This is a genomic window from Sporosarcina sp. YIM B06819 (assembly GCF_033485175.1).
GTDB lineage: Bacteria > Bacillota > Bacilli > Bacillales_A > Planococcaceae > Sporosarcina.
This window is the reverse complement of record NZ_JAWLIQ010000006.1, coordinates 223,408-245,118: the sequence shown is the minus strand read 5'-3', so window position 1 is coordinate 245,118 and position 21,711 is coordinate 223,408. Positions and strand designations below refer to the sequence as shown.

Genomic DNA, 21,711 nt, shown 5'->3' with positions numbered 1-21,711 from the left:
GACAAAGACAAAGACAAAGACAAAGACAAAGACAAAGACAAAGACAAAGACAAAGACAAAGACAAAGACAAAGACAAAGACAAAGACAAAGACAAAGGCAAAGATAAAGACAAAGACATTCAGTAAATCATTAAAATCACACTTTTATTTCTATGAAATAAAAATAGACTGCCATAAAAGTCGATTTTGTCGACTATTGTGACAGTCTATTAGTTAAGCTTTTAGTTCAGTAAGATGCTCCTCGAATGCATCAATAATATGAAGAAAATGATCTGCTTCTCGGTATACATGGTCTGCAAGAAGCGCAGGAATGGTACTTTTAATTTTACAAGCTTCAATTAGATCTCTAGCAGTTTTCTTGAACTCACGTAGTGAGACAACCGATACGCGATTTTGGTCTAGAAAATGGTCTAATAATGGCACTGTTTCTGATTGAGGACGCATATGATCCAAATCTTGGGCTTGGAAAAGAAGTTGATCAAAATCATTGCTGAATTCTCTTGCTGTGTCGACCAGTTTTCTTTCGGAAGGATCTAACAAATGGCCGATAAACTTTGAATGGTCCGCCATTATTTTTAAGAAAAATACATTTTCTTTAATTATGGCTTCTGGTAATGGTTTCAGCTTTCCTTCATTCAATTCCTTTAGTCTTTTAGCAAAATAAGCTGCTTCTCGGCTCGTATGGTCAACGAGTAATGGCATATTATTGGACACAATTTCACAGCGTAATATTAATCCTAGAACTTTTCGTTTGTAGGCCCAAATGGAAGCAGCTGCTTGGTACACTTGTATGTTCAGTTGTCTAATTACTTCAGGATCCGTCATTTCATTGTAGTCGCTAACTTGTTCTTCAATTTGTTCAAAAACAGCAATATAATATCTCGCTTCTTTAATAAGTTGCGTCTGATCTACAGTAAATCCTAAACTTAAAAAGAAAGCGTGCTCTTTCATAATTCTAGACCAAAAACGAATTTCCTCTAACGATTGCGTTACGAAATTAGTAATCGTCTTTTCGCCCCTTTTGAGTTTTTCAATCTTTCCATACTATGCGATGAGATCTGTGCTTATGAAGAGTGGCTAATTTTCTTACGTATGAGGGCACAGCAAAAGGACTTGCATACTTGAAGTTCAATCATACATGCAAATCCTGCTCATATTAACCTATGCACCATTTTGTTGAAGCACAAAAGAAGTTTATTTAATTTACGGCATATTATGATGATCAAACCGCCCGACTTCTCGTAAAGCGTCGGATTCCGCTGTATTCTGATTCAATGATTTTTCCCATTTACTAAAATTATTATTCCGCCCTGTCAATGAACTTATAAGATTGATGACCACAAGAAAAGCTACAATGGAACCCCAGAAAATCCAATGCATTACATCCCCTCCTTTATTAATGTATACGTCACGTTTACTTAAAAGTTTCAATTATTAGTAAAATTTTCGGAGATCTGCGCTAAACCTTTTGAATGAGATGGTAAAAACACGTGGGCGAATTCATATAAGAAAGCTTACTGAAGATTTTTACATGCTTATATAAACAGTCCAAACTCACGAAATGTCTTTGATCATATCAAACAGTTTTAGTTCGTTTACTTTTTTGACGATTTCCTTTGTACTTGATTTCCCAAACTTCTTCAACAAGCTATTAATTTGTTTTTTGATTGTTTCAATTTCCACTGTACGTATATCCGCTATTTCCTTCCGTTTTAAACCATTGCAAAGCAGTTTCAGAACTTCCAGCTCGGATTGTGTCAAATTGGAAATCACTTTAAAAGACTGTGATAAGTGATCTTCCGATGTTTTAATGCGTGCAAATTCTTGTCGAATCTTCTCTGCGATAATTGGACGAATAGGGGATTGATTGTTAGTGGCAGAATAAATTGCCTCCAGGATTTCTTCTTTTGGAGCAGACTTAATTAGATAATCAACAATGCCGGTCTGAAAGGCGGCAAACACAATATTATTATCTTGGTGGATTGTCAACATGATGATTTTCGTTGTTGGGGAGATCTTATTAATTTCTGCCGCAGCATTAATACCGGCCATTTGACTTTCCATTTCAATATCCATTAATACAATACTTGGTTTCTTAATAGCTGCAAAGGCTATCGCTTCATACCCACTCTTGGCGGATCCCACCAGCTCTAGGTTTTTGTCACTGTGAATAATTCGCTCCAGCCGCCTGCGGTGTGCCTCCATATCATCTGCAATTACAATTTGAATCTTTTCCAATAGCATCGCTTCCTTCCTAATAGAATATGGGGGACATCTTATTCGTTCTTAACAAGCGGTAAAAGAATAGTAAACTGAGTGAATTTCCCTTGTTCGCTCGTTACCTCAATTTTTCCTCTGTGAGCCGAAACCACCTTGTGACAAAAAGATAGGCCAATTCCCCAATTTGTAATACTTGGCTTTGTGGAAAAGAAAGGGGTGAAGATTTCATCTAAATTTTCAGTATGAATGCCGGGACCATCATCTTTAATGGTCACCGTTCCCCATCGATTGATATGGTGAAGTTTAATCCAAATACTTCCGCCAGTTGGTTCAAGGGCTTCAATCGAATTCTTAAGAATGTTATATAACGCTTCGGCAATATGATTTTCATCTATATAAACAGCGATATCATCCATTGGTTTTTCAAAATAGACGTTTACACGGCTTGAATGAATCCGCTCAATTGCTTTTTCAATTGGGATGTATAACGGTACAGACTTAATGCTCAGGGTAATCTGTTTCAGTTTATTATTTGCCTCATTAATACTTTGAAAAGATTGCTCACAGGAATCTGTGATTAGTTTCAAGCTATAGAGCGCATCTTCATCAGAAGCAAACTTCTCTTGTAAATATTCAGCTTCAGAACGGATCGCAAGTAAATGATTTTTAATGGCGTGAGTAAATGCGCGAACCCCTAAAGAAGCAGTATCAATTTTTTTCTTTGTAATAATATTTAAATTTGAATGACGGGCAGTAATGGTTTTGTATTTGTAAATATTATAAAGCATGGTGATAATCGCCAAAACTGCGATAATAGGAAAAAAACGATATTCTCCTGTATATAAATTGATAGGCGGCTGAATGTAATTAATAAAGTCTTTGCTAAAGGTTGTCCTAACAAAAACAAACGGCGCCCAGTAAAATATGAAAAGATGTACAAAGGTAATCGGGATTAGGCTTATCAAAATATAAAGCGTATGATCTCGAATCGATTTAAGACTGTAATAACGGATGAAGTAGTAGATAAATAAACCAAAGCTAGTAATGATGCAGGTGAAATTGAATCCTTTAAAAATTAGTTCTGAAATCCTGATATATTTCTCATATTGTTGTGAGATGTTTGCTTCAAAGGCGATATCCTGTAGGAAGAGATTAATGCTAGGGTCATAGAGTAGAAACTGAATGATTCCAAGTATTCCTAGCAGGACATAAAAATATCTTCGTTTTATTGTGATCATATTTCTACTGACGAACGAGATACTAAAACTTAAAAAAGAAACATAAAAAAGGACCAGGCCTAGATTAAATAAGCGGATTAATGTATTCGCATCAAAGTTTTGAAGAACAAGATTATTCCAGGTTCCGGGATTAAAATCGATGAATTGATTCACAACACTATAGTAATAATTAAATTTTGCAAGATAGAGGGTGAACGAAACATACGCCAAAATCCACCCGATGGTTAGTGTGCAAAGAAAGAAAATGGACCTGCTACTAAGGTTTTTATAGATAAATAGGATTAAAATCACCATGAAAATGAGGCAAAGGAAAATCATAATCATTGTCACTCCAGATTCTTTAGGGGTAAAAAACATTCACCTTATTTTTGAAAATGAAAGCACTTACAATGAGTATACAACAAAATATTCAAAATATTAAGGAGTGAAGGTATGAAAAAGAAAATTAGTTTGTTGGCCATTTTAGCTTTATGTATGTTAGTCGTGTTTGGTTGTTCAAATGACGGAACGGAAAAAGGCGGTACAGAAGCAGAGGAAACTAAGACTACAGATGAAAAAGTTGCAGCTGAGAAAGTTGTCGATGAGCAAGTTAGTTTGAAAATGGCGGTATTCCCGGCTGACGAAGAAGTTTTCAAAAAGGGATATGAAGATTTTAAAAAGGATCACCCAAATGTAGACATTACCTTCGAAACTTTTCCACAACAGCAATATTATGAGAAAATTCGGATGCAGCTTTCAGGCGGCGATGGCTATGACTTATTTACCGGACAGATGGATAATATGATCGACACGGGTATCCTTGCACCGCTGGACGATTACATTAAAGAAACTGGGATGGACGTTTCAGGATATGGGACGATGTTTGACACGTTTAAATCAGATGGAGAAGTCATGAGCCTTCCATATCGTAAATCAAATTGGATGCTCTATTACAATAAGACATTGTTTGATGAAAAAGGTACTGACTATCCAAGCGATGATATGACGTGGGAACAATTCCGCGAGTTAGCGAAGAAAATGACAAGTGGTAGTGGAAATGACAAAGTGTACGGAGCATATTTGCAACAATGGCCATCAACTTGGTACATGAGTGCTGTACAAAAAGGGGCATCTGTTATTGATAAAGATCTATCTCCATTTAAGGATGCTTTGCAAGTAAGGTTAGACCTTGAAAATGATGGTTCGGTTATGAAATGGTCAGAACAAGTAAGTACAGGTGCCCATTATAATGCGGCATTCCAAAAAGGGAATATTGCTATGAACATTATCGGTGATTGGCATGTTGCCCAGCTTCGTCAAGGGGAAGCAGAAGGAACTATGAAGTTCGAATGGGATGTTGTTCCAATTCCACATCCAGAAGGTGTAGAAAAGAATACATCACTAGCGTTACCTGTATCCATTATGATGAACAAAAACACAAAGCATCCAAAAGAAGCTTTCGAATTCTTACAGTACATGACAGGTAAAAAAGGAGCAGAGCTGCTTGCTTCACAAGGGTATTTAACTGGGTTTATGGACGAGGAAGTAAAGAAAGCTTATCTAGGTGATGGGACGCAACAACCAAAAAGTCTTCACTATTTCTTAGAGACAAAGGAATATCCAGAATATCCAATGTTGCCTGGAGTAAAAAATATTGTTGTTGAGCAAATCTTTAAACAAGAGGGAGAGCTTGCCTTAATTGGTCAAAACTCTGTAGATGACGCAATTAAAGAAATTACCAAACGTGTAGAAAGTGAATGGGCAAGTAAGTACGGTAACTAGTCAGCTTAAGAAGTGTGGCACTGCTTTAGGTTTACTACCGCGGTGCCTTACTTTTTAATAGAAAGGACTGAACATAATGATACCGAGCAAAAAGGTAAAGTCAAAGACAATTAGACGAAATCGACTTATTGGTTATTCTTTTCTACTTCCCAATATTATTGGTTTCCTATTATTTATCCTTCTTCCTGTACTAGCATCTTTCGTTATGAGCTTCACATCTTGGAATGGCTTTGGAAAAATAGATTTCATTGGACTTTCCAATTATAAGCAGCTGCTTGATGATACAAATTTTAAAATCTCGTTTGTAAATAGTATTTTATTTATGTTGATTTCCGTACCAGTTACTCTATTTATTTCGGTTTTAATTGCCGTGGCTTTAAATCAAGGGATTCGCTTTGTAAAAGTTTTTAGGACAGCTGTTTTTTTACCGTATGTTACTGCGACCATTGCAGTTGCAGCCGTATGGCAATTAATTTTCAATCCTTCACTAGGTCCCATTAATGGAACTTTGCTAAGGCTCGGGATAGAAAATCCCCCTGGCTGGCTATCAGACCCAAGTTGGGCACTAGTATCTGTATCTATCGTATATATCTGGCATTCGATTGGATATTATATGATTTTATTTTTGGCAGGACTGCAAAGTATTCCAGATTACCTTTATGAGGCGGCTGATCTTGACGGGGCGGGGAAGGTTTCAAAATTCTTTCATATAACATTACCCATGTTATCTCCAGTCTTGTTCTTTACCACGATTATCGGTGTCATCAATTCTTTTAAAGTATTTGATTTGATTTATGTGTTAACAGGGGGAGGACCTGGCAGATCGACACATGTATTAGTATACGATATTTATAATACGGCATTTAAACAATTTGAATATGGGTATGCCTCCGCGATGGCCTATGTCTTATTCCTTGTCATTTTAGTCATCTCTATACTCCAATTTATGGGGCAAAGAAAATGGGTGAATGATTAATGACAAGAGAGGGGAGTGAAACTTATGAATACTGTTACTGAAGTGCCTGTATATATACCTCAAGTGAAAAAACGAAAAATATCGGGCGGCAAAATAGGGAAGTATCTTGTCATTATCCTCGTTTCGTTGACAATGGTATTGCCCTTTGTGTGGATGCTTTCAGCTTCTTTGAAAGCAGAAACGGAAATATTCGGATTCCCGATTAAATGGATTCCGGAAACGTTCCAGTGGGATAACTATACTAAGGTTTGGACGACTGTTCCATTTGGTCTCTATTATCTTAATACATTGAAAATAGCTGTTATCACGACTATTTTAGTTGTTATTAATAGTTCGCTTGCTGGTTACGCGTTTGCCAAAATTAAGTTTCCAGAAAGAAATCGTCTGTTCTTCATCTATATTGCGACGATGATGATACCGTATCAGGTTATGATGATTCCGCAATTCATGCTGATGAGTAAACTTGGGCTAGTGAATTCTCATTGGGCATTAATTATCCTTGGAACATTTAGTCCGTTTGGTGTTTTCTTGTTCCGCCAGTTTTTCTTATCAATCCCTGATGAGCTGCTGGAGGCTGCGAGAATTGATGGATTAAGTGAGTTCGGAATTTATTGGCGAATCGTCTTGCCGCTATCCAAACCGGCAATTGCCACACTTGTGATTTTTTCATTCATGCACGCATGGAATGATTTCCTAGGACCTTTAATTTACTTAACATCAGATCGCTTATATACATTACAACTTGGGATCCAGCATTTTATTACGGAGTATAACACGGAATACTCTCTATTAATGGCGGCAGCCGTTTCAGCAATTGTACCGACCATCATCGTATACTTCTTAGCCCAAGATCATTTTATCAAGGGAGTCGCGAACACGGGAATAAAGTAAAGGGAGAGAGAAGATGTGGAGAGTGCTAAGCAGCCAAATCTAATCTATCTATTTGCCGATCAATGGCGTCGTCAGGCGGTAGGTTATGAAGGTGAAGACGAAGTTCTGACCCCAAATATTGATGCGTTTGCCGAAGAGAGTGTTGTATTTTCGAATGCTGTTACTTGCTCTCCGTTATGCTCACCTCACCGGGCCTCCTTGTTGACGGGGCGCTATCCGATGAGTACTGGGGTTTATACAAATTGTAAAATAGGCGCCGACGTTATGTTAAGCCCGGATGAAATCTGTATCAGTGATGTTCTTGCACAGGCGGGTTATGACACGGGGTATATCGGGAAATGGCATCTTGACTTACCAGAATTAAATGTGACGGATCGACCGGAATCAGGTGCAGACGGGTGGGATGCCTATACACCTTCTGGTCCTAAAAGACATGGGTTTCAGTACTGGTATTCTTATGGTGCATGGGATGAGCATTTATCCCCGCATTATTGGCAGGACAGTCCTAAAAAGATACAAGTCAATACATGGTCAGTGAAGCATGAAACCGACAAAGCTATAAACTTTATGAAAGATCACGATAGCGGCGACCCTTTTGCCCTATTTGTTTCATGGAATCCGCCGCATAGCCCGTTTGATCAAGTACCTGATAAATATAAGCAGCTTTACAACCTGGACCACATCACGCTAAGGGAAAATGTGACCCAACCACATTTCAAAGTTCATACCGGTGAACCAGTTGAAGAGGGTGTGGAAGCGCTAAAAAAGCAACAACTCAATTATTTTGCTGCGGTTTCTGGGATTGATGATCAGTTTGGACGCATTCTTCAATACCTAAAAGATAATGAGTTAGAGGACAATACGGTAGTAGTTCTTACTTCAGATCATGGAGAAATGATGGGATCACATGGTTTGATGGCGAAGCATGTCTGGTATGAGGAATCTATTGGAGTACCATTCTGTATTCGCTGGCCAAACGTGATTGCACCTAGACGGACAGATCTCTTGCTAAATACGGTCGATATTATGCCGACACTGCTTCGTCTGCTTCAGCTTGATATACCGAACACGGTTGAGGGAATAGACTTATCCGACTATATTATCGAAGAGAAGAGCGGGGGGCCGGAAGAAGCGTATATTTCCGCATATCCCGGGCGTAAGGAAGCCATTGAGGCTTTTAAACTAGTAGGAATTGATAACAGGGCATTTGGCTGGAGGGCTATTAGGACGCAACAGTATATGTATGTGATTCATCATGGCTATGCCCCTGATGATGAAAGCATTCGTTTACTATACGACTTAACAAAGGATAGACTCCAACTTGCTCCAGAAAAAATTGAACTTCCGCAAAATCATCCCATAGCAGATGGATTGGATCGGAAGTTGCGTTCATGGGTTGAGAAGATGAAAGATCCATTCTTATTATAAAAAGGCTGAGGTGATTAGGTATGACAGTATGTGTGGAAAATGTAGTAAAAGAAAATATTAAGAATATAGAACGATTTGAGAAGACCCCTGCCGTTGACCTGGCGTTTGTAGAAAAAGCTATTCAGCATGTTTTAGCTAAAATCGATCAAAGCTTAGACTTATTTACGGATCTGTTTCCCGATTCGAATAGTGAAAATCTTGTCTATAAGCCGATTCAGAATGTCGAATGGACCACAAGCTTTTGGACGGGGATGCTATGGCTTGCTTATGAATACACCGGTGATGAAAAATATCGTAAAGTTGCAGAAAAGCAGATCCAAAGTTTTAAAGAAAGATTAGAAAAGCGCATTGAAGTAGACCACCACGATTTAGGATTTTTGTATAGCTTATCTTGTGTCAGTGCCTATAAATTAACAGGAAATGAAGAGGCTAAGGAAATAGCTTTGAAGGCAGCAGATTTATTAATCACTAGGTATTACGATAAAGCAGGAATTATCCAGGCATGGGGGAATTTGAATGACCCGAAAGAGCGGGGGCGAATGATTATTGATTGTAATCTAAACCTACCTTTACTCTATTGGGCATCTGAAGTGACTGGCAAACAGATTTATAAAGAAATTGCTGAGATTCATGTATCGCAAGCCGCTAAATATATTGTCAGGCCGGATGCATCTACTTACCATACGTATTACATGGACCCGGAGACAGGAGAACCATTGTATGGTAACACACGCCAAGGGTATTCTGATGATTCTTGTTGGGCACGCGGGCAGGCATGGGGTATTTATGGCTTTCCGTTAAGTTTTCATTATACGAGTAATTGGAATTTAATCGAACTTACAAAGAAACTGACCAACTACTATTTAAATAGGCTTCCAGAAGACGAAATTTGTTATTGGGATTTAATTTTTACAGAAGGTGGCGAAGAACGGGATAGTTCCGCGGCTGCCATCACGATTTGCGGGTTACTAGAACTGAGTAAATATCTGCCGGTAACTGACCCTGAAAAGAGAATTTATGAAAATGCGGCTCTTAAGATGGTCGAGTCTTTATCCAACGACTATACAACAGAAATTGAATCACCTGCGAATGGAATTCTAAAGCATGCGGTCTATTACAAAGGCGGTGGCCGAGGTGTTGATGAGAGCTGTATCTGGGGCGACTATTATTATTTTGAAGCGCTAATCAGACTAACAAAAGATTGGAAGATGTATTGGTAAAAAGGGTAAGGCATACAAGTAAATGATGGAAAGTATCGAGGTGGAAATAATGGATAACAAACTTTATAAAACAATGGAGTTCTTGAAGACTATATTTCTATTAAATACAATTTGGTTGTTAATGTGTATACCAATCCTTACAATTTTTCCTGCGATAACAGCCATGTTTGCTGTTCTAAGGGAGTGGAAAACACAAGGTGATATTCGAGTCCTTTCAGCTTATAGTCGATTTTTTAAAGAAAACTTTAAACAGGGATTATTCGTTGGTGTAATTTGGCTTGTTTTTACTAGTTTATTGTTGGGAGATCTTATCATTATCAATCAGCTAAATTCCAATATAAAGTATGTTCTATTTTCATTCTTCTTTCTTTTAACCATTATTTACTTGTTTGTCACCATTATGATTTTCCCTGTCATGGCTCATTTTCGAGTTTCCTGGCAAGGTGCAATTAAGAATGCTTTTCTGTTATCAATTGCAAACCTACACCATACCATTTTATCACTGTTAATTGTGGTTGCTACCATTGTTCTTTGCTTCTATTTTCCAGGAGCTACGCTTGTGAGCTTTAGTATGGCTGCTTTTCTGATTAATGCTTTAGTAAGCAGGGGGTTTCGGCAAGTGACTGAGACTGATACGGGTAAACACACGGCAGAGGTGAGTCTAGGGAAATTACATACATCAGCCGGTAGGTTCTAAGAAGGGAGAAGTGATTATGTACCAGCTATTACTGATCGGTTATGGGAAGTTTCCTTCCGGTGTCCAATCCGCTCTTCATTACTTAATGGGAGAAAATCCGAATATTTCTGTACTTGAATTGGTTGATGGAATGAAACATGTTCAATTTGAGGAAGAATTCAAGACGTTTATAAAAGACCATGCTAAGGTGCTTGTGTTTGCAGATTTAACGGGGGGAGCACCCCATCAAATAGCAGCCCGGATCATTTTAGAATCACCATCACAAGACTACTTTCTGATTTCTGGGATGCCGCTAAGCGTCATTACGGAGTTAACGATGAAGTTTCAATTTCAAGAGGTCACCAGCCAGGATGCTCCAGGGATCATTGAACAAACGCTTTCTGAGTGTAAAGATTTGATGGTCAACCTAGCAGTTGAAAAAGGAAAGATTTGAGGTGTTCACATGGAGATAACGAAAGTTAGAGCAAATTTAGCAACTTGTTTAAATGGTTACGTATCCTCCCCTCAATGTTCCTTTTATAACGAAGATGTCCGGCAGGCAGTGTATTTAAATGCAAATCTATTATGCTCAACTATTTTTGTGTTCAAGAAGCCTTTGGACATGGAGGCTTGCTATATTCCTTATTCTTTTAAGAAAATTGATTGGAATTATGCAATGAATGCAGATGAGGAATGGATTTTTATGCTTAACAGACAGGAGTATCTGCTTGACCTGGCGGAAGCCTATGCTGACTCACGGGATCAAAAATATTTAGAATGTTGGAAGCGCCTAGTATTTGATTGGATTGAACATAATCCATTTACTGAAGGGAAAATACATACATCATGGCGGACGATCGATACGGGAATTAGATGCGCAAGCTGGATGAAAAGTATGATGATTCTTCAAGAATCTTTACTGAATCATGAGCTAGAGACAATTTTTTCCTCGTTAAGGGAGCAAATCATTTTTTTGAAAGATCATTATCTTGAGCGATACACATTGAGTAACTGGGGCGCTTTGCAGATTTCTGGTATTTTACAGACAGTTATGGTTTGTGAGGATTTGGTGCCTAAAGAAATAATGGATTGGGCTTGGAATGAATTAAAACGTCAATGCGAAATACAGTTTTTCGCAGATGGCGTCCATTGGGAACAATCTCCTTTGTATCACTTTGAAGTGCTATTTGCAGTCGTTGAAATTTATAAAGAAGCGGAAGTCTTAGGGATTACTTTGCCGGTTGACTTAAAAAGTGTCATTCAAAAGACTGCCATCGCTGCTAATTATATGATTTACCCTAACGGCTATTTAGTACCACAGCATGACAGCGATTATGTCAATGTTGAAGCGGTATATAAAAAGCTGCCATCATTTTGCCAGGGGTCTTTACCAGAGCTATTTATCGGGGATGCTAGCGGAAATTTTGTCTACAAAACGGAGAAGGATTTCGTTAGTTTATGGAATGGTTGGCATGGTAGCGGACACGGACATGCAAGTCTAGGGCATCTTAACGTATTTCTTAATGGGGAAAGAGTTTTGTGTGATTCCGGTAGATTTACCTATCAAGAAGGTCCATTGCGCTCCTATCTAAAATCTGTTCATAGCCATAGTACAGTTATTGTTGATGAACTTCCATTTACGTCGATTAAAGATACCTGGTCGTTTCACCATATAGGGAAAAAAGTTGGGAACAAAGTAAAAGAAACGAGCAAATATATCGTAATGGAGAGTGCCTTCTATTACGCTACTTACCTTGTTCAACGAACTGTCATAATATTGAAAAAAGAAAGCATTGTCATTGTGATAGACGATGTCGAAGCGCAAGGACAACATACAATGAAAAGATTATTTCAATTAAATCCAGATATAACCGTGGGGAAACAGAAAGACTGCTGGAAGCTAACAGCCAAAAAAAATGTTGCGTATGCATACTTTAGTGATATGGAGGATACACACAGCAAAGTAACCCTTTCATCTACACAATATAATAGGTTAACCAATCGTACAACTTTGGTAGATGAAAAAGAATTTGTAGATCATGGGATTCGTTTTAGTATTTTTTCAGGAAAACCGTTAGAGGTTATGCTCAATCACATTGAACAATGTGGGGCGGAGCAATCTCCGTCAGAGCAGTATTTTCTCAGTTTCCACCTAAAAACGGATTCCTCTGACTATGACATTTATTTTGCTGCCAATGAAACCCATATAGGTGAAAGAATATATAAACATAACGACGACTATTTCTATCATAGGCTTACCATTAGTAAAAATGGACAGAAAGAAGTCATTTTATAACTAACTTTATGAGGTCATTTTTTGAAAGGGGGGCTGTTATGCAAAAGTTGAAAGTATTAAATAGAGTGATTGAATCCGGAGTTGTTGCAGTTGTCAGAGCTGATTCTAAAGAACAGGCCATATTGATTGCGGAAGCCTGTGTCAAAGGCGGAATATCAATCATTGAAATTACCTTTACAATCCGGGACGCAGACGTAGTCATTAAGGAATTAGATGCCCATTTTGCAAATCAACAGGAAGTGGTCATTGGTGCGGGAACGGTTCTAGATGATTCCACAGCCCGAATCGCCATGTTAGCTGGCGCCAAATTTATCGTAAGCCCAAGCTTCGATGAACAGACGGCAAGGATTTGTAATTTGTACCAAGTTCCCTATATGCCAGGCTGCATGACGATTACTGAAATGAAACACGCATTAGGGTATGGGGTCGATATTATTAAGTTGTTCCCTGGTGACGCCTTTGGTCCAGAATTTGTAAAGGCAGTAAAAGCTCCGCTGCCGCAGGTAAATATTATGCCGACTGGCGGTGTGAACCTAGATAATGTTGAGCAGTGGATTAAAAATGGCTGTGTTGCTGTTGGGATTGGCGGGAATTTAATCGCACCTGCTAAAACAGGTGAATACGAAAAAATTACTGGAAATGCTAAGCAGTATGTTCAAAAAGTCAAAGCTGCTCGTGAGGCATTAAGATGAAAAAAGTAATCACTTTTGGAGAAATCATGCTGCGCTTATCAACGGGGACGGGTATGCTACTTCGCCAAGCGAATCAGCTTTCTGTCCATTATGGCGGTGCTGAGGCGAATGTAGCAGTATCCTTATCCCACTTTGGCTACCAATCTTATTTTGTTAGTAAGATTCCTGAAAATTCGTTAGGACGTGCTGTGGAGCAACATCTTAAATCCCACGGGGTTCGTACCGATTTCCTGTTAAAGGGAGGGGAACGGCTAGGATCTTATTACGTGGAAGAAGGTGCAGGTGAAAGGAGTAGCCAAGTCACCTATGACCGCAAGTATTCTAGTTTTTCACAGCTAGAAGCTGATGAGATTGACATCGAAGGCATCTTACAGGAAGTTTCCCTCATTCATATTACGGGGATTACGCTAGCACTGTCGCCTGCTTTACAGGAATTAGTTCTCCAGATATTTAAAAAGGCAAAGGAAATGGGCGTTTTGGTCAGCTTTGATTTTAATTATCGCTCCAAGCTTTGGAGTCAACAGGAAGCAGCTGAAGCGATAAAACTATTAATGCCGTATGTAGATATTTGCTTTTGCGGAGAATTAGATGCGGTTCATTTACTTGGCATAGAACCGGTGGAAGAGTCATTATCACAGGAAGAAAGATTAACATTTTACTATCTGGAAATTTTGAAGTCCTATCCAAATATTCAATACATGGGCTCTACTTTTCGGACAGTACAATCAGCTTCTAGCAATAAACTACAAGGAAATTTGTTTACAAGCGGGAAGCTTTATCAATCAAAGGTCCATCATCTGGAACCGATTGTTGAACGCATTGGAGGAGGTGATTCGTATGCAGCAGGAATTTTGTGGGGCATCCTGGAGGGATTCCCTGCGCAACAAATCATTTCTTTTGCGACAGCTGCGTCAGCATTAAAACATACGATTCAAGGAGACTGCAGCAGTTTTACGAATGAAGAAGTTATGCAGTTTGCCAAGAATGAATCGGGCATGATTAATCGTTAAAGCTTGTGAATTGATATTAAATTAAAGGGAGAGATTGAATGATGGAAACACGTTATGCACACCACCCAGAGGATATGAAAAAATATACAACAACCGAATTAAGAAAGGAATTTCTAATTGAGACGGTGTTTGAGCCTGGTCATGTTCACTTAACCTATACACATGTCGATCGGATGATTTTCGGTGGAGTAACCCCTACTGATCAGGAATTGACGATTAAGCTTGATAAAGAACTAGGCGTTGACTATTTTCTGGAACGCCGAGAGTTGGGCATTATTAATATTGGTGGAGAAGGTTCAGTAGTTCTGGATGGCACAGAGTATGATATGCAGCAACGGGACGGCCTTTATGTTGGAAAAGGAACGAAGGAAGTACTATTCCGTTCAAAGGATGCGAACAACCCGGCTAAATTCTATATCAATTCTGCGCCGGCGCATCATACGTATCCAACCGTGAAAATTGATATAAAGAACATCAAGCCGCTGGAGATGGGATCACCTGAAACATTGAATGAACGGAAAATCTATCAATATGTGCATCCTAATATTTGTGAGAGCTGCCAGTTGCAAATGGGATTAACGATGCTATCAGCAGGAAGCGTCTGGAATACAATGCCTTGTCATACCCATGAGCGCCGAATGGAAGTCTATTTATACTTTGATATGGAACCAGAAACGCGTGTATTCCACTTCATGGGCAAACCAGATGAAACAAGACATCTAGTGATGAAAAATGAGCAGGCGACGATTTCTCCGAGCTGGTCCATTCATACAGGAACTGCAACAAGTAACTACACTTTTATTTGGGGAATGTGTGGAGAAAATATTACTTACAGTGATATGGATCTCGTGAAAATGGAAGATTTACGCTAATTTAAACAGAACCGAAGTTAGCAAAGCTCGATGATGCTGAAACGGTTTGTTCACTTACATTAGTGTAATTAGAGAGGGAGATAATCAAAAATGACTACAAATCTACTTTCATTTTCGCTGGATTATTTCAGCCTTGAGGGGAAAACAGCTATTGTAACAGGAGCTAATAAAGGTTTAGGACAAGCATATGCGGTTGCCCTGGCCAAGGCGGGTGCCGATATTTTTGTAGTTTCCAGAAGTGGGGATTGCGAGGAAACTAAACAATTAATTGCGGAAACGGGTCGTAGGGTAGAAAGCTTTCAAGCGGATTTAGGTAATCGCGAGGAAGCAAAACAAGTAGTTGCTAAATGCGCTGAGGTGTATGGCAACATTGACGTTTTGGTCAACAATGCGGGTACAATCCTGCGCTCTCCGTTAGTAGAGTATAAGGAAGAAGACTGGGATACGGTCATGGAGGTTAATCTCAATTCGCTCTATCTAGTAAGCCAGGAAGCCGCCAAAGTAATGGTTAGACAAGGATCAGGAAAAATTATTAATATTGCCTCCATGCTGTCGTTCCAGGGTGGCAAGTTTGTTCCAGCGTACACGGCCAGTAAGCATGCTGTTGCCGGTCTGACAAAGGCATTTGCTAATGAATTAGCCGAACATAATATCCAAATTAATGCGATTGCTCCAGGGTATATCTCCACCGACAATACAGCGCAAATTCGCGCGGATGAAAAGCGTAACGCTGAAATACTATCGCGTATTCCGGCCGGACGCTGGGCAGATCCGTCTGATTTGATGGGGACGGTCGTATTTTTGGCAAGCAAAGCTTCAGACTATATGAACGGTCATATACTAGCAGTTGACGGAGGTTGGCTCGCTAGATAGCTAAAATAATTAATGGAGGGGACTGACCGGAATAACTGGAAAGCCCCCTCTTTTTATACTCTAAAAAAAAGTTAAATTATAGAGGTGAAGTCAAATGAAAAAGCCAAATATTTTATTAATCACGAGTGATCAGCAGCATTTTGATACAATAGGTGCTTTTAATTCGGAAGTTTCGACCCCTAATCTTGATCGTCTGGCGAAAGAAGGAACAACTTTTCAGCGCGCCTATTGTCCCAATCCGACGTGCACTCCGACAAGATCATCTATTATTACTGGTATGTACCCTAGTCAGCATGGCGCATGGACGTTAGGGACGAAGCTTAGCGAAGATAAAGGAACAGTTGGTGATGTATTCACGGATAATCATTACCGAACAGCCTTAGTCGGAAAAGCTCATTTTCAACCAACGATTTCAACAGAGGAATACCCGTCACTGGAATCGCTGCCACTGCTTCAGGATATCGAATTCTGGAAATCTTTCAATCAGCCATTCTACGGATTTGAAACAGTTGAATTACTGCGTAATCATACCAATGAATATTTAGTTGGGCAGCATTATGTAGCATGGCTCGAGGAAAAAGGATTCAGCGATTGGCAACAATATTATATGGCTCCAACTGGAACGATGGATCCCACTATTAAGTATCGCTGGGATATCCCGGAGGAGTATCATTACAATACATTTATCGCCGAAAAGACGAATGAATTACTAGAACAATATCAAGCGCAGGAAGAGAACTTCTTCCTTTGGGCAAGCTTTCCGGACCCTCACCCACCTTATTTAACACCTGAACCGTGGGCTTCCATGTATGATCCAGATCAATTGACCATTCCGGAAATGGTGCCGGGGGAGCATTTGCAAAATCCGCCGCATTTTCAAAAAACGCAGGAAATAAATCCTGACTTTTCCGAACTGATGGAAACGGGCTTTGCGATTCATGGCTATCATTCACATCTTTTACCCGAGGATGATCGGAAAAAACTGGTCGCCAATTATTATGGGATGATTAGTTTCATGGACAAGTATATTGGTCAAATTCTAGACAAACTTGAAGAGCTGGGATTAGCCGACAATACGCTTGTTGTGTTTACGACTGACCATGGTCATTTCTTCGGTCAGCACGGTCTGCAATATAAAGGTGGATTTCATTATGAAGATCTAATAAAACTTCCTTTTATCGTTCGGTATCCCGGTCATGTTCCAGCCCAGAAACAATCGCAAGCCATGCAATCACTCATTGATTTGGCTCCAACTTTTCTTTCATTTGCCGGCATCCCGATACCCGCTGTGATGTCTGGAGAAAATCAACAAGAGGTCTGGTGTGGTAACCAAGCAAATGTAAGGGATCATATCCTTTGTGAATTTCGACACGAACCTACCACGATTCATCAAAAAACCTATGTGGACGCGCGGTACAAAATAACGGTCTACTACCAGCAGACATATGGAGAATTGTTTGATTTACAAGAGGACCCGAAGGAGTTGAGTAATCTTTGGGATCAGCCTGATTATCAAGCGCTTAAAGCGGAATTGCTGTTAAAATATGCATGGGCGGAGCTACATAAGGAGCAGTTGCCAATGCCAAGAACTTCAAATGCGTAAAAAAGCATTCATATTTTACGAATAGACAACAACACCGACTAATCCAGAAAGTATAATCACGTAGGCGGGGTTCCAGCGCAATTTCAATAGGGCGAATAATGATAATACAAAAATGAGTAATAAGCTTACTGTTTTCCATGAAATGACTTGGCTTACCAAGTTATTTGACAAGGCAAAACGGATAGCAGCATAGATGACTAAACTAGTGACAATGGGTCTTATCCCATAAAATATAGATTGTACAACTTGATAATGATGCAATTTGATAAAGAACGCCCCTACAACGATGACGAGTACGATGGCTGGTAGTAAAATTCCGAGAGCAGATAGTATTGCTCCGATTACGCCAGCTGTCGAATAGCCAACAAGAACGGCACTATTCATAGCGATTGGACCAGGGGACATCCCGGCAATGGCGATGGCGTCGATAAATTGTTGTGTCGTCATCCACCCATTTTGGGAAACTTCAGCTTCAATTACAGGAATCATAGCATAGCCACCACCAAATGATACGAAGCCGATGACCATGAACGTGCTAAACAACTCCCATAGGACCATAAGTTTCACCTCGTTTTCTAGTTAAAGTTTCACTGCCTGCACTTCAAGATTGATTGGTCAATTATAGGGAAGTACTGTTCATTTTTCATGTATCTTATATACCTGCTCCCATGTAGTATTCAAACTCATTTACATCCGTCTTTTCTATTATCCTGTCCTTTTCAATTTTGTAGCCTAATTTCATTTTAATAAAGATCGTTATCATTCCCGACAAAGCACCTGCTACTATGACAACGACAGGATGAATAAAGAATAGGGATAGAATCCCTACAATCATGATGATAAATGTTGATTTGTCAATAATGGCAGTTTTGGCAATTTTAATTGCCGCATAAGTGATAATCGCCACAATGGAGACTCTAATCGATATGAAAGCGGCTTCTACCTTTGGATTATCCTGTACGAAAACATATAAAACACCTAGGACTAGAACAATTAAAAAAGTAGGCAACGCAACGCCTATCATTGCCGCAATGGCTCCCTTTACGCCTCCTATGCGCTGACCGATAAAAGTGGCAGAGTTAATCGCAACGGCTCCGGGGACGGATTGGGATAAAGCGAACACATCGGTAATATCTTCACTTTTTAACCATTTTCTTTTCTCAACTACTTCTTTTTCGATTAAAGGCATCATCGCAAATCCGCCGCCAAATGTGATCGGGCTAATTTTAAAAAAAGTCCAAAATAGTTGAAACAGAACTTTCCATTCACTCATTGTTTTTCCCTCTTTCAGTTTGTTCTAACGTCTAACTCCTACGTTAGCAAATAAATGATGAAAGGTAAAATGCAACAAAAGTATCGGGTATTACAAAATAGTATAGTTTTTTAACGCTCACCTACCTATTACAATCATGTATAATTGAAATGTGTGAAAATTCACGGAGGTTGTTTTCTTGAACATAGAAAATCTCAAGATATTTTGTTTAGTAGTGGATGAGGGAAGTATAAGCCAGGTAGCGAGGTTAAGCTTCGTTTCCCAGCCTGCTATCACAAGAAAAATTCATCAGTTAGAAGACTTTTACGGGACTTTGTTATTTGACCGTGCGGAAGGGAAATTGAAAGTTACCGAAACCGGCAGAATTTTATATCGCTTTGCAAAAGCAATTGTAAATGACTTCAACCATTCAATAGAAGTCATTCAGCAAGTAACAGGCGAGTCCAATATACACCTCACTGTAGGTGCATCATTGACCATTGGCGAGTATTTATTGCCAAGCTTGTTAGGGAGATTTAAAAAACGAAAACCTGAAATGAAAGTGACATTAACCATTAATAATACGCCTCGTGTTTTGGAAGACTTATCAAACGATGTGATTGATTTAGCCTTGGTTGAAGGAATGGTTGAAAACAAAGATTTTATTGTAGAGAAATTTGCTGAGGACGAATTAATACTTGTTTGTCCGTTTGACCATCCATGGAAAAACAGGAAAGAAATTAATATTGAAGAATTGGAAAATGAGAGGATGATCTGGCGTGAATCCATTTCAGGGACACGTCTTATCGTAGAAAATGCATTAAGGGAATATGAAGTCTTGGAGAAAATCGAAAGCTATATGGAGATTGGCAGTACGCAAGCCATAAAAAGCGCTGTTGAGGCAGGCCTTGGCATCAGCATACTACCAAAACTAACTGTGGCTAGGGAATTGGAGCAAGGTTTTTTACGGGAAGTAAGCATTTCTGGCATAAATATTACTAGAAATCTATGGATTGTTAAAAAGAACAGAAGGTTTCATAATGCTGGAGTGTCTTCTTTTGTGGAATTTATCCAATAGGGAATGAAGGATGTACTAGCACTTTAAGTGCATAAATGGAGGGAAAAAGGTGAGTCACGTACAACAGAAAACTTGCTGTGGAGTAAGTAGACAAGACGCGATACAAGAAGAGTTACTAAATAATAATGAATTCATTACAAGTAAAAGAGCCGTAAAATCAGTAGATAAAATGGTTTACATTCAAGGAAATGAATTTTCGATGGGTGCAAATGATAAGGATGGATTCCCTGCTGATGGTGAAGGCCCCATTCGAAAAGTAATAGTAGATTCATTTTATATGGATCTTACTACTGTAACAAATAAGGATTTCTCGCTGTTTATTGAAGCAACAGGATATAAGACAGATGCGGAAAAGTATGGATGGTCATTCGTTTTCTATCAGCTATTATCCAAACAAATGTCTAAGAAAGTGCAACAAAGGGCTCAAGCGACGCCATGGTGGTGTGTAGTGGAAGGTGCTTATTGGAGGCAGCCAGAGGGATCTGATTCAGATATTGCAGATAGGATGAATCACCCTGTTGTTCATGTTTCATGGAACGATGCCGAGGCATATTGCCAATGGGCTAATAAACGTCTTCCTACAGAAGCAGAATGGGAATTTGCGGCAAGGGGTGGTTTACACCAAAAAAGATATTCCTGGGGTGATGAGCTTACACCAGGGGGTGTTCATTACTGTAATATTTGGCAAGGAAATTTCCCTTATACAAATGATGAGGAAGATGGCTATCTAGGGACCGCGCCAGCCCAATCCTTTCCGGAAAATGGCTATGGTTTGTACAATATGACTGGAAACGTGTGGGAATGGTGCTCAGATTGGTTTACAAAAAGTATCCATAAACGGGGCGGCAGAGAAAATCCTAAAGGTCCAAATGAAGGTTCCAATCGGGTGATGCGTGGGGGTTCCTATTTATGTCACGATTCGTATTGTAATCGCTACCGAGTTGCGGCGCGGACATCAAACACGCCTGATAGTTCATCAGGAAACATTGGATTTCGTTGTGTAACAGATATTTAGAACATACTATATTCAAGTTTTCGGTAATCATATGGTGGTTGTGCATTGAGAAAAGGTCAGCTGAGGTCGCTCTTTTTTGCAAGTAGTGAAATTGCCGACAAGAAAACTACTTTATAAAAAATGAAAGAGGTTTCTACTTATGGGCACTTTAACAATTAAAGAACTTCAATCACACGATGAAATTATGGAAGCATTTCCCGTAATGAAGCAGTTGCGGACTCATCTGGATGAAAGTACTTATCTTGAATTAGTAAACGCTGCGCAAGAGAATGATAGATATAAAATGTTCGCTTTACTAGATGGTAACGAAATTGTTGCAGTTACTGGTTTTAAACCGATGATAACACTTTCTAGTGGTAGATTTGTTTGGATTTGTGACTTGGTGACGGATACGACTATACGTTCAAAAGGATACGGTGAAAAACTACTTACATATGTTCATGAATGGGCTAAAGAAAATAATTATGAAAGTGTTTCTTTATCTTCAGGATTACAGCGTACAGATGCGCACCGTTTTTATGAGGATAAAATGAGGTATGCTAAAGCTAGTTATGTGTTTAAGACAACTTTAAAATGAATAATATATTCCACTGACGTGGGTTAGAGTCCA

General features: G+C 39.3%; 22 protein-coding genes. 16 read left to right on the top strand and 6 right to left on the bottom strand.

From position 1 onward, the window contains the following. Nucleotides 1–213: 213 nt before the first annotated feature. The 4 genes from R2B72_RS05180 to R2B72_RS05165 all read right to left on the bottom strand — a co-directional run bounded on the left by R2B72_RS05180 (nt 214) and on the right by R2B72_RS05165 (nt 3,458). Nucleotides 214–1,035, bottom strand: coding sequence for a DUF2935 domain-containing protein (locus R2B72_RS05180; protein ID WP_318615270.1), 822 nt, complete (start codon nt 1,033–1,035; stop codon nt 214–216). 168 nt (nt 1,036–1,203) lie between these two features. Then, nucleotides 1,204–1,380 carry a hypothetical protein gene (locus R2B72_RS05175; RefSeq protein WP_318615258.1) on the bottom strand — a complete coding sequence of 59 codons (177 nt, stop codon included), beginning with the start codon at nt 1,378–1,380 and terminating at the stop codon, nt 1,204–1,206. A gap of 174 nt (nt 1,381–1,554) precedes the next feature. After that, complete coding sequence (locus R2B72_RS05170) at nt 1,555–2,244, bottom strand: response regulator (protein ID WP_412177794.1); 690 nt, start codon at nt 2,242–2,244, stop codon at nt 1,555–1,557. Nucleotides 2,245–2,276: 32 nt separating this feature from the next. After that, nucleotides 2,277–3,458: a sensor histidine kinase gene (locus R2B72_RS05165; protein ID WP_318615256.1), complete on the bottom strand. Its 1,182-nt coding sequence runs from the start codon at nt 3,456–3,458 to the stop codon at nt 2,277–2,279. A 432-nt stretch (nt 3,459–3,890) separates the two neighbouring features. On the opposite strand from R2B72_RS05165, the gene R2B72_RS05160 reads away from it, so the two are divergent. From R2B72_RS05160 to R2B72_RS05100, 13 genes are all read left to right on the top strand, one after another. After that, the gene (locus R2B72_RS05160; protein ID WP_318615255.1) at nt 3,891–5,219 is read left to right on the top strand and encodes a sugar ABC transporter substrate-binding protein; all 1,329 of its coding nucleotides are present in this window, start codon (nt 3,891–3,893) and stop codon (nt 5,217–5,219) included. A 76-nt stretch (nt 5,220–5,295) separates the two neighbouring features. Further along, nucleotides 5,296–6,195, top strand: a complete 900-nt coding sequence (locus tag R2B72_RS05155; RefSeq protein WP_318615253.1) for a sugar ABC transporter permease — start codon at nt 5,296–5,298, stop codon at nt 6,193–6,195. A 24-nt stretch (nt 6,196–6,219) separates the two neighbouring features. Further along, nucleotides 6,220–7,086, top strand: coding sequence for a carbohydrate ABC transporter permease (locus R2B72_RS05150; RefSeq protein WP_318615252.1), 867 nt, complete (start codon nt 6,220–6,222; stop codon nt 7,084–7,086). A 15-nt stretch (nt 7,087–7,101) separates the two neighbouring features. Then, entirely contained in the window at nt 7,102–8,514 is a 1,413-nt protein-coding gene (locus R2B72_RS05145) for a sulfatase (protein WP_318615250.1), read from the top strand. Nucleotides 8,515–8,534: 20 nt separating this feature from the next. Further along, a complete protein-coding gene (locus R2B72_RS05140; RefSeq protein WP_318615248.1) occupies nt 8,535–9,734 on the top strand; it encodes a glycoside hydrolase family 88 protein in 1,200 nt (399 codons plus the stop codon). Nucleotides 9,735–9,783: 49 nt separating this feature from the next. Then, a complete protein-coding gene (locus R2B72_RS05135) occupies nt 9,784–10,431 on the top strand; it encodes a YesL family protein (RefSeq protein WP_318615247.1) in 648 nt (215 codons plus the stop codon). 16 nt (nt 10,432–10,447) lie between these two features. Then, nucleotides 10,448–10,864 (top strand): hypothetical protein, encoded by a 417-nt coding sequence (locus R2B72_RS05130; protein ID WP_318615246.1) that lies wholly within the window; start codon nt 10,448–10,450, stop codon nt 10,862–10,864. Between the two features lie 168 nt (nt 10,865–11,032). Beyond that, entirely contained in the window at nt 11,033–12,706 is a 1,674-nt protein-coding gene (locus R2B72_RS05125; RefSeq protein ID WP_318615245.1) for a heparinase II/III family protein, read from the top strand. A 38-nt stretch (nt 12,707–12,744) separates the two neighbouring features. Beyond that, nucleotides 12,745–13,398, top strand: a complete 654-nt coding sequence (locus R2B72_RS05120; protein ID WP_318615244.1) for a bifunctional 4-hydroxy-2-oxoglutarate aldolase/2-dehydro-3-deoxy-phosphogluconate aldolase — start codon at nt 12,745–12,747, stop codon at nt 13,396–13,398. Continuing rightward, nucleotides 13,395–14,408, top strand: coding sequence for a sugar kinase (locus R2B72_RS05115; protein ID WP_318615243.1), 1,014 nt, complete (start codon nt 13,395–13,397; stop codon nt 14,406–14,408). The genes R2B72_RS05120 and R2B72_RS05115 overlap by 4 nt, the downstream gene beginning before the upstream one ends. A gap of 41 nt (nt 14,409–14,449) precedes the next feature. Continuing rightward, nucleotides 14,450–15,280 (top strand): 5-dehydro-4-deoxy-D-glucuronate isomerase, encoded by an 831-nt coding sequence (gene kduI / locus R2B72_RS05110; RefSeq protein ID WP_318615269.1) that lies wholly within the window; start codon nt 14,450–14,452, stop codon nt 15,278–15,280. 90 nt (nt 15,281–15,370) lie between these two features. Then, nucleotides 15,371–16,153: a 2-dehydro-3-deoxy-D-gluconate 5-dehydrogenase KduD gene (gene kduD / locus R2B72_RS05105; protein ID WP_318615241.1), complete on the top strand. Its 783-nt coding sequence runs from the start codon at nt 15,371–15,373 to the stop codon at nt 16,151–16,153. A gap of 94 nt (nt 16,154–16,247) precedes the next feature. Continuing rightward, nucleotides 16,248–17,756, top strand: a complete 1,509-nt coding sequence (locus R2B72_RS05100; RefSeq protein ID WP_318615240.1) for a sulfatase — start codon at nt 16,248–16,250, stop codon at nt 17,754–17,756. 15 nt (nt 17,757–17,771) lie between these two features. Here the strand turns inward: R2B72_RS05100 and R2B72_RS05095 are convergent, their stop codons facing one another. Both R2B72_RS05095 and R2B72_RS05090 read right to left on the bottom strand, forming a co-directional pair. Further along, on the bottom strand, nt 17,772–18,314 hold the full coding sequence (locus R2B72_RS05095; protein ID WP_318615238.1) for a chromate transporter: 543 nt from the start codon (nt 18,312–18,314) through the stop codon (nt 17,772–17,774). A 94-nt stretch (nt 18,315–18,408) separates the two neighbouring features. Next, the gene (locus R2B72_RS05090; RefSeq protein ID WP_318615237.1) at nt 18,409–19,029 is read right to left on the bottom strand and encodes a chromate transporter; all 621 of its coding nucleotides are present in this window, start codon (nt 19,027–19,029) and stop codon (nt 18,409–18,411) included. 178 nt (nt 19,030–19,207) lie between these two features. On the opposite strand from R2B72_RS05090, the gene R2B72_RS05085 reads away from it, so the two are divergent. The 3 genes from R2B72_RS05085 to R2B72_RS05075 all read left to right on the top strand — a co-directional run bounded on the left by R2B72_RS05085 (nt 19,208) and on the right by R2B72_RS05075 (nt 21,678). After that, complete coding sequence (locus tag R2B72_RS05085) at nt 19,208–20,086, top strand: LysR substrate-binding domain-containing protein (protein ID WP_318615235.1); 879 nt, start codon at nt 19,208–19,210, stop codon at nt 20,084–20,086. A gap of 49 nt (nt 20,087–20,135) precedes the next feature. Then, the gene (locus R2B72_RS05080; RefSeq protein ID WP_318615233.1) at nt 20,136–21,101 is read left to right on the top strand and encodes a formylglycine-generating enzyme family protein; all 966 of its coding nucleotides are present in this window, start codon (nt 20,136–20,138) and stop codon (nt 21,099–21,101) included. 139 nt (nt 21,102–21,240) lie between these two features. Further along, entirely contained in the window at nt 21,241–21,678 is a 438-nt protein-coding gene (locus R2B72_RS05075) for a GNAT family N-acetyltransferase (protein WP_318615232.1), read from the top strand. The last annotated feature ends 33 nt before the right edge of the window (nt 21,679–21,711 follow it).

Excerpts from the sequence above, each read along its gene's own strand:
- kduI (WP_318615269.1), top strand. The coding sequence starts at position 14,450 with ATGGAAACACGTTATGCACACCACCCAGAGGATATGAAAAAATATACA.
- R2B72_RS05175 (WP_318615258.1), bottom strand. The coding sequence starts at position 1,380 with ATGCATTGGATTTTCTGGGGTTCCATTGTAGCTTTTCTTGTGGTCATC.
- R2B72_RS05115 (WP_318615243.1), top strand. The coding sequence starts at position 13,395 with ATGAAAAAAGTAATCACTTTTGGAGAAATCATGCTGCGCTTATCAACG.
- R2B72_RS05090 (WP_318615237.1), bottom strand. The coding sequence starts at position 19,029 with ATGAGTGAATGGAAAGTTCTGTTTCAACTATTTTGGACTTTTTTTAAA.
- R2B72_RS05150 (WP_318615252.1), top strand. The coding sequence starts at position 6,220 with ATGAATACTGTTACTGAAGTGCCTGTATATATACCTCAAGTGAAAAAA.
- R2B72_RS05135 (WP_318615247.1), top strand. The coding sequence starts at position 9,784 with ATGGATAACAAACTTTATAAAACAATGGAGTTCTTGAAGACTATATTT.
- R2B72_RS05100 (WP_318615240.1), top strand. The coding sequence starts at position 16,248 with ATGAAAAAGCCAAATATTTTATTAATCACGAGTGATCAGCAGCATTTT.
- R2B72_RS05140 (WP_318615248.1), top strand. The coding sequence starts at position 8,535 with ATGACAGTATGTGTGGAAAATGTAGTAAAAGAAAATATTAAGAATATA.
- R2B72_RS05130 (WP_318615246.1), top strand. The coding sequence starts at position 10,448 with ATGTACCAGCTATTACTGATCGGTTATGGGAAGTTTCCTTCCGGTGTC.
- R2B72_RS05155 (WP_318615253.1), top strand. The coding sequence starts at position 5,296 with ATGATACCGAGCAAAAAGGTAAAGTCAAAGACAATTAGACGAAATCGA.
- R2B72_RS05095 (WP_318615238.1), bottom strand. The coding sequence starts at position 18,314 with ATGGTCCTATGGGAGTTGTTTAGCACGTTCATGGTCATCGGCTTCGTA.
- R2B72_RS05165 (WP_318615256.1), bottom strand. The coding sequence starts at position 3,458 with ATGATCACAATAAAACGAAGATATTTTTATGTCCTGCTAGGAATACTT.
- R2B72_RS05170 (WP_412177794.1), bottom strand. The coding sequence starts at position 2,244 with ATGCTATTGGAAAAGATTCAAATTGTAATTGCAGATGATATGGAGGCA.
- R2B72_RS05160 (WP_318615255.1), top strand. The coding sequence starts at position 3,891 with ATGAAAAAGAAAATTAGTTTGTTGGCCATTTTAGCTTTATGTATGTTA.
- kduD (WP_318615241.1), top strand. The coding sequence starts at position 15,371 with ATGACTACAAATCTACTTTCATTTTCGCTGGATTATTTCAGCCTTGAG.
- R2B72_RS05120 (WP_318615244.1), top strand. The coding sequence starts at position 12,745 with ATGCAAAAGTTGAAAGTATTAAATAGAGTGATTGAATCCGGAGTTGTT.
- R2B72_RS05075 (WP_318615232.1), top strand. The coding sequence starts at position 21,241 with ATGGGCACTTTAACAATTAAAGAACTTCAATCACACGATGAAATTATG.
- R2B72_RS05125 (WP_318615245.1), top strand. The coding sequence starts at position 11,033 with ATGGAGGCTTGCTATATTCCTTATTCTTTTAAGAAAATTGATTGGAAT.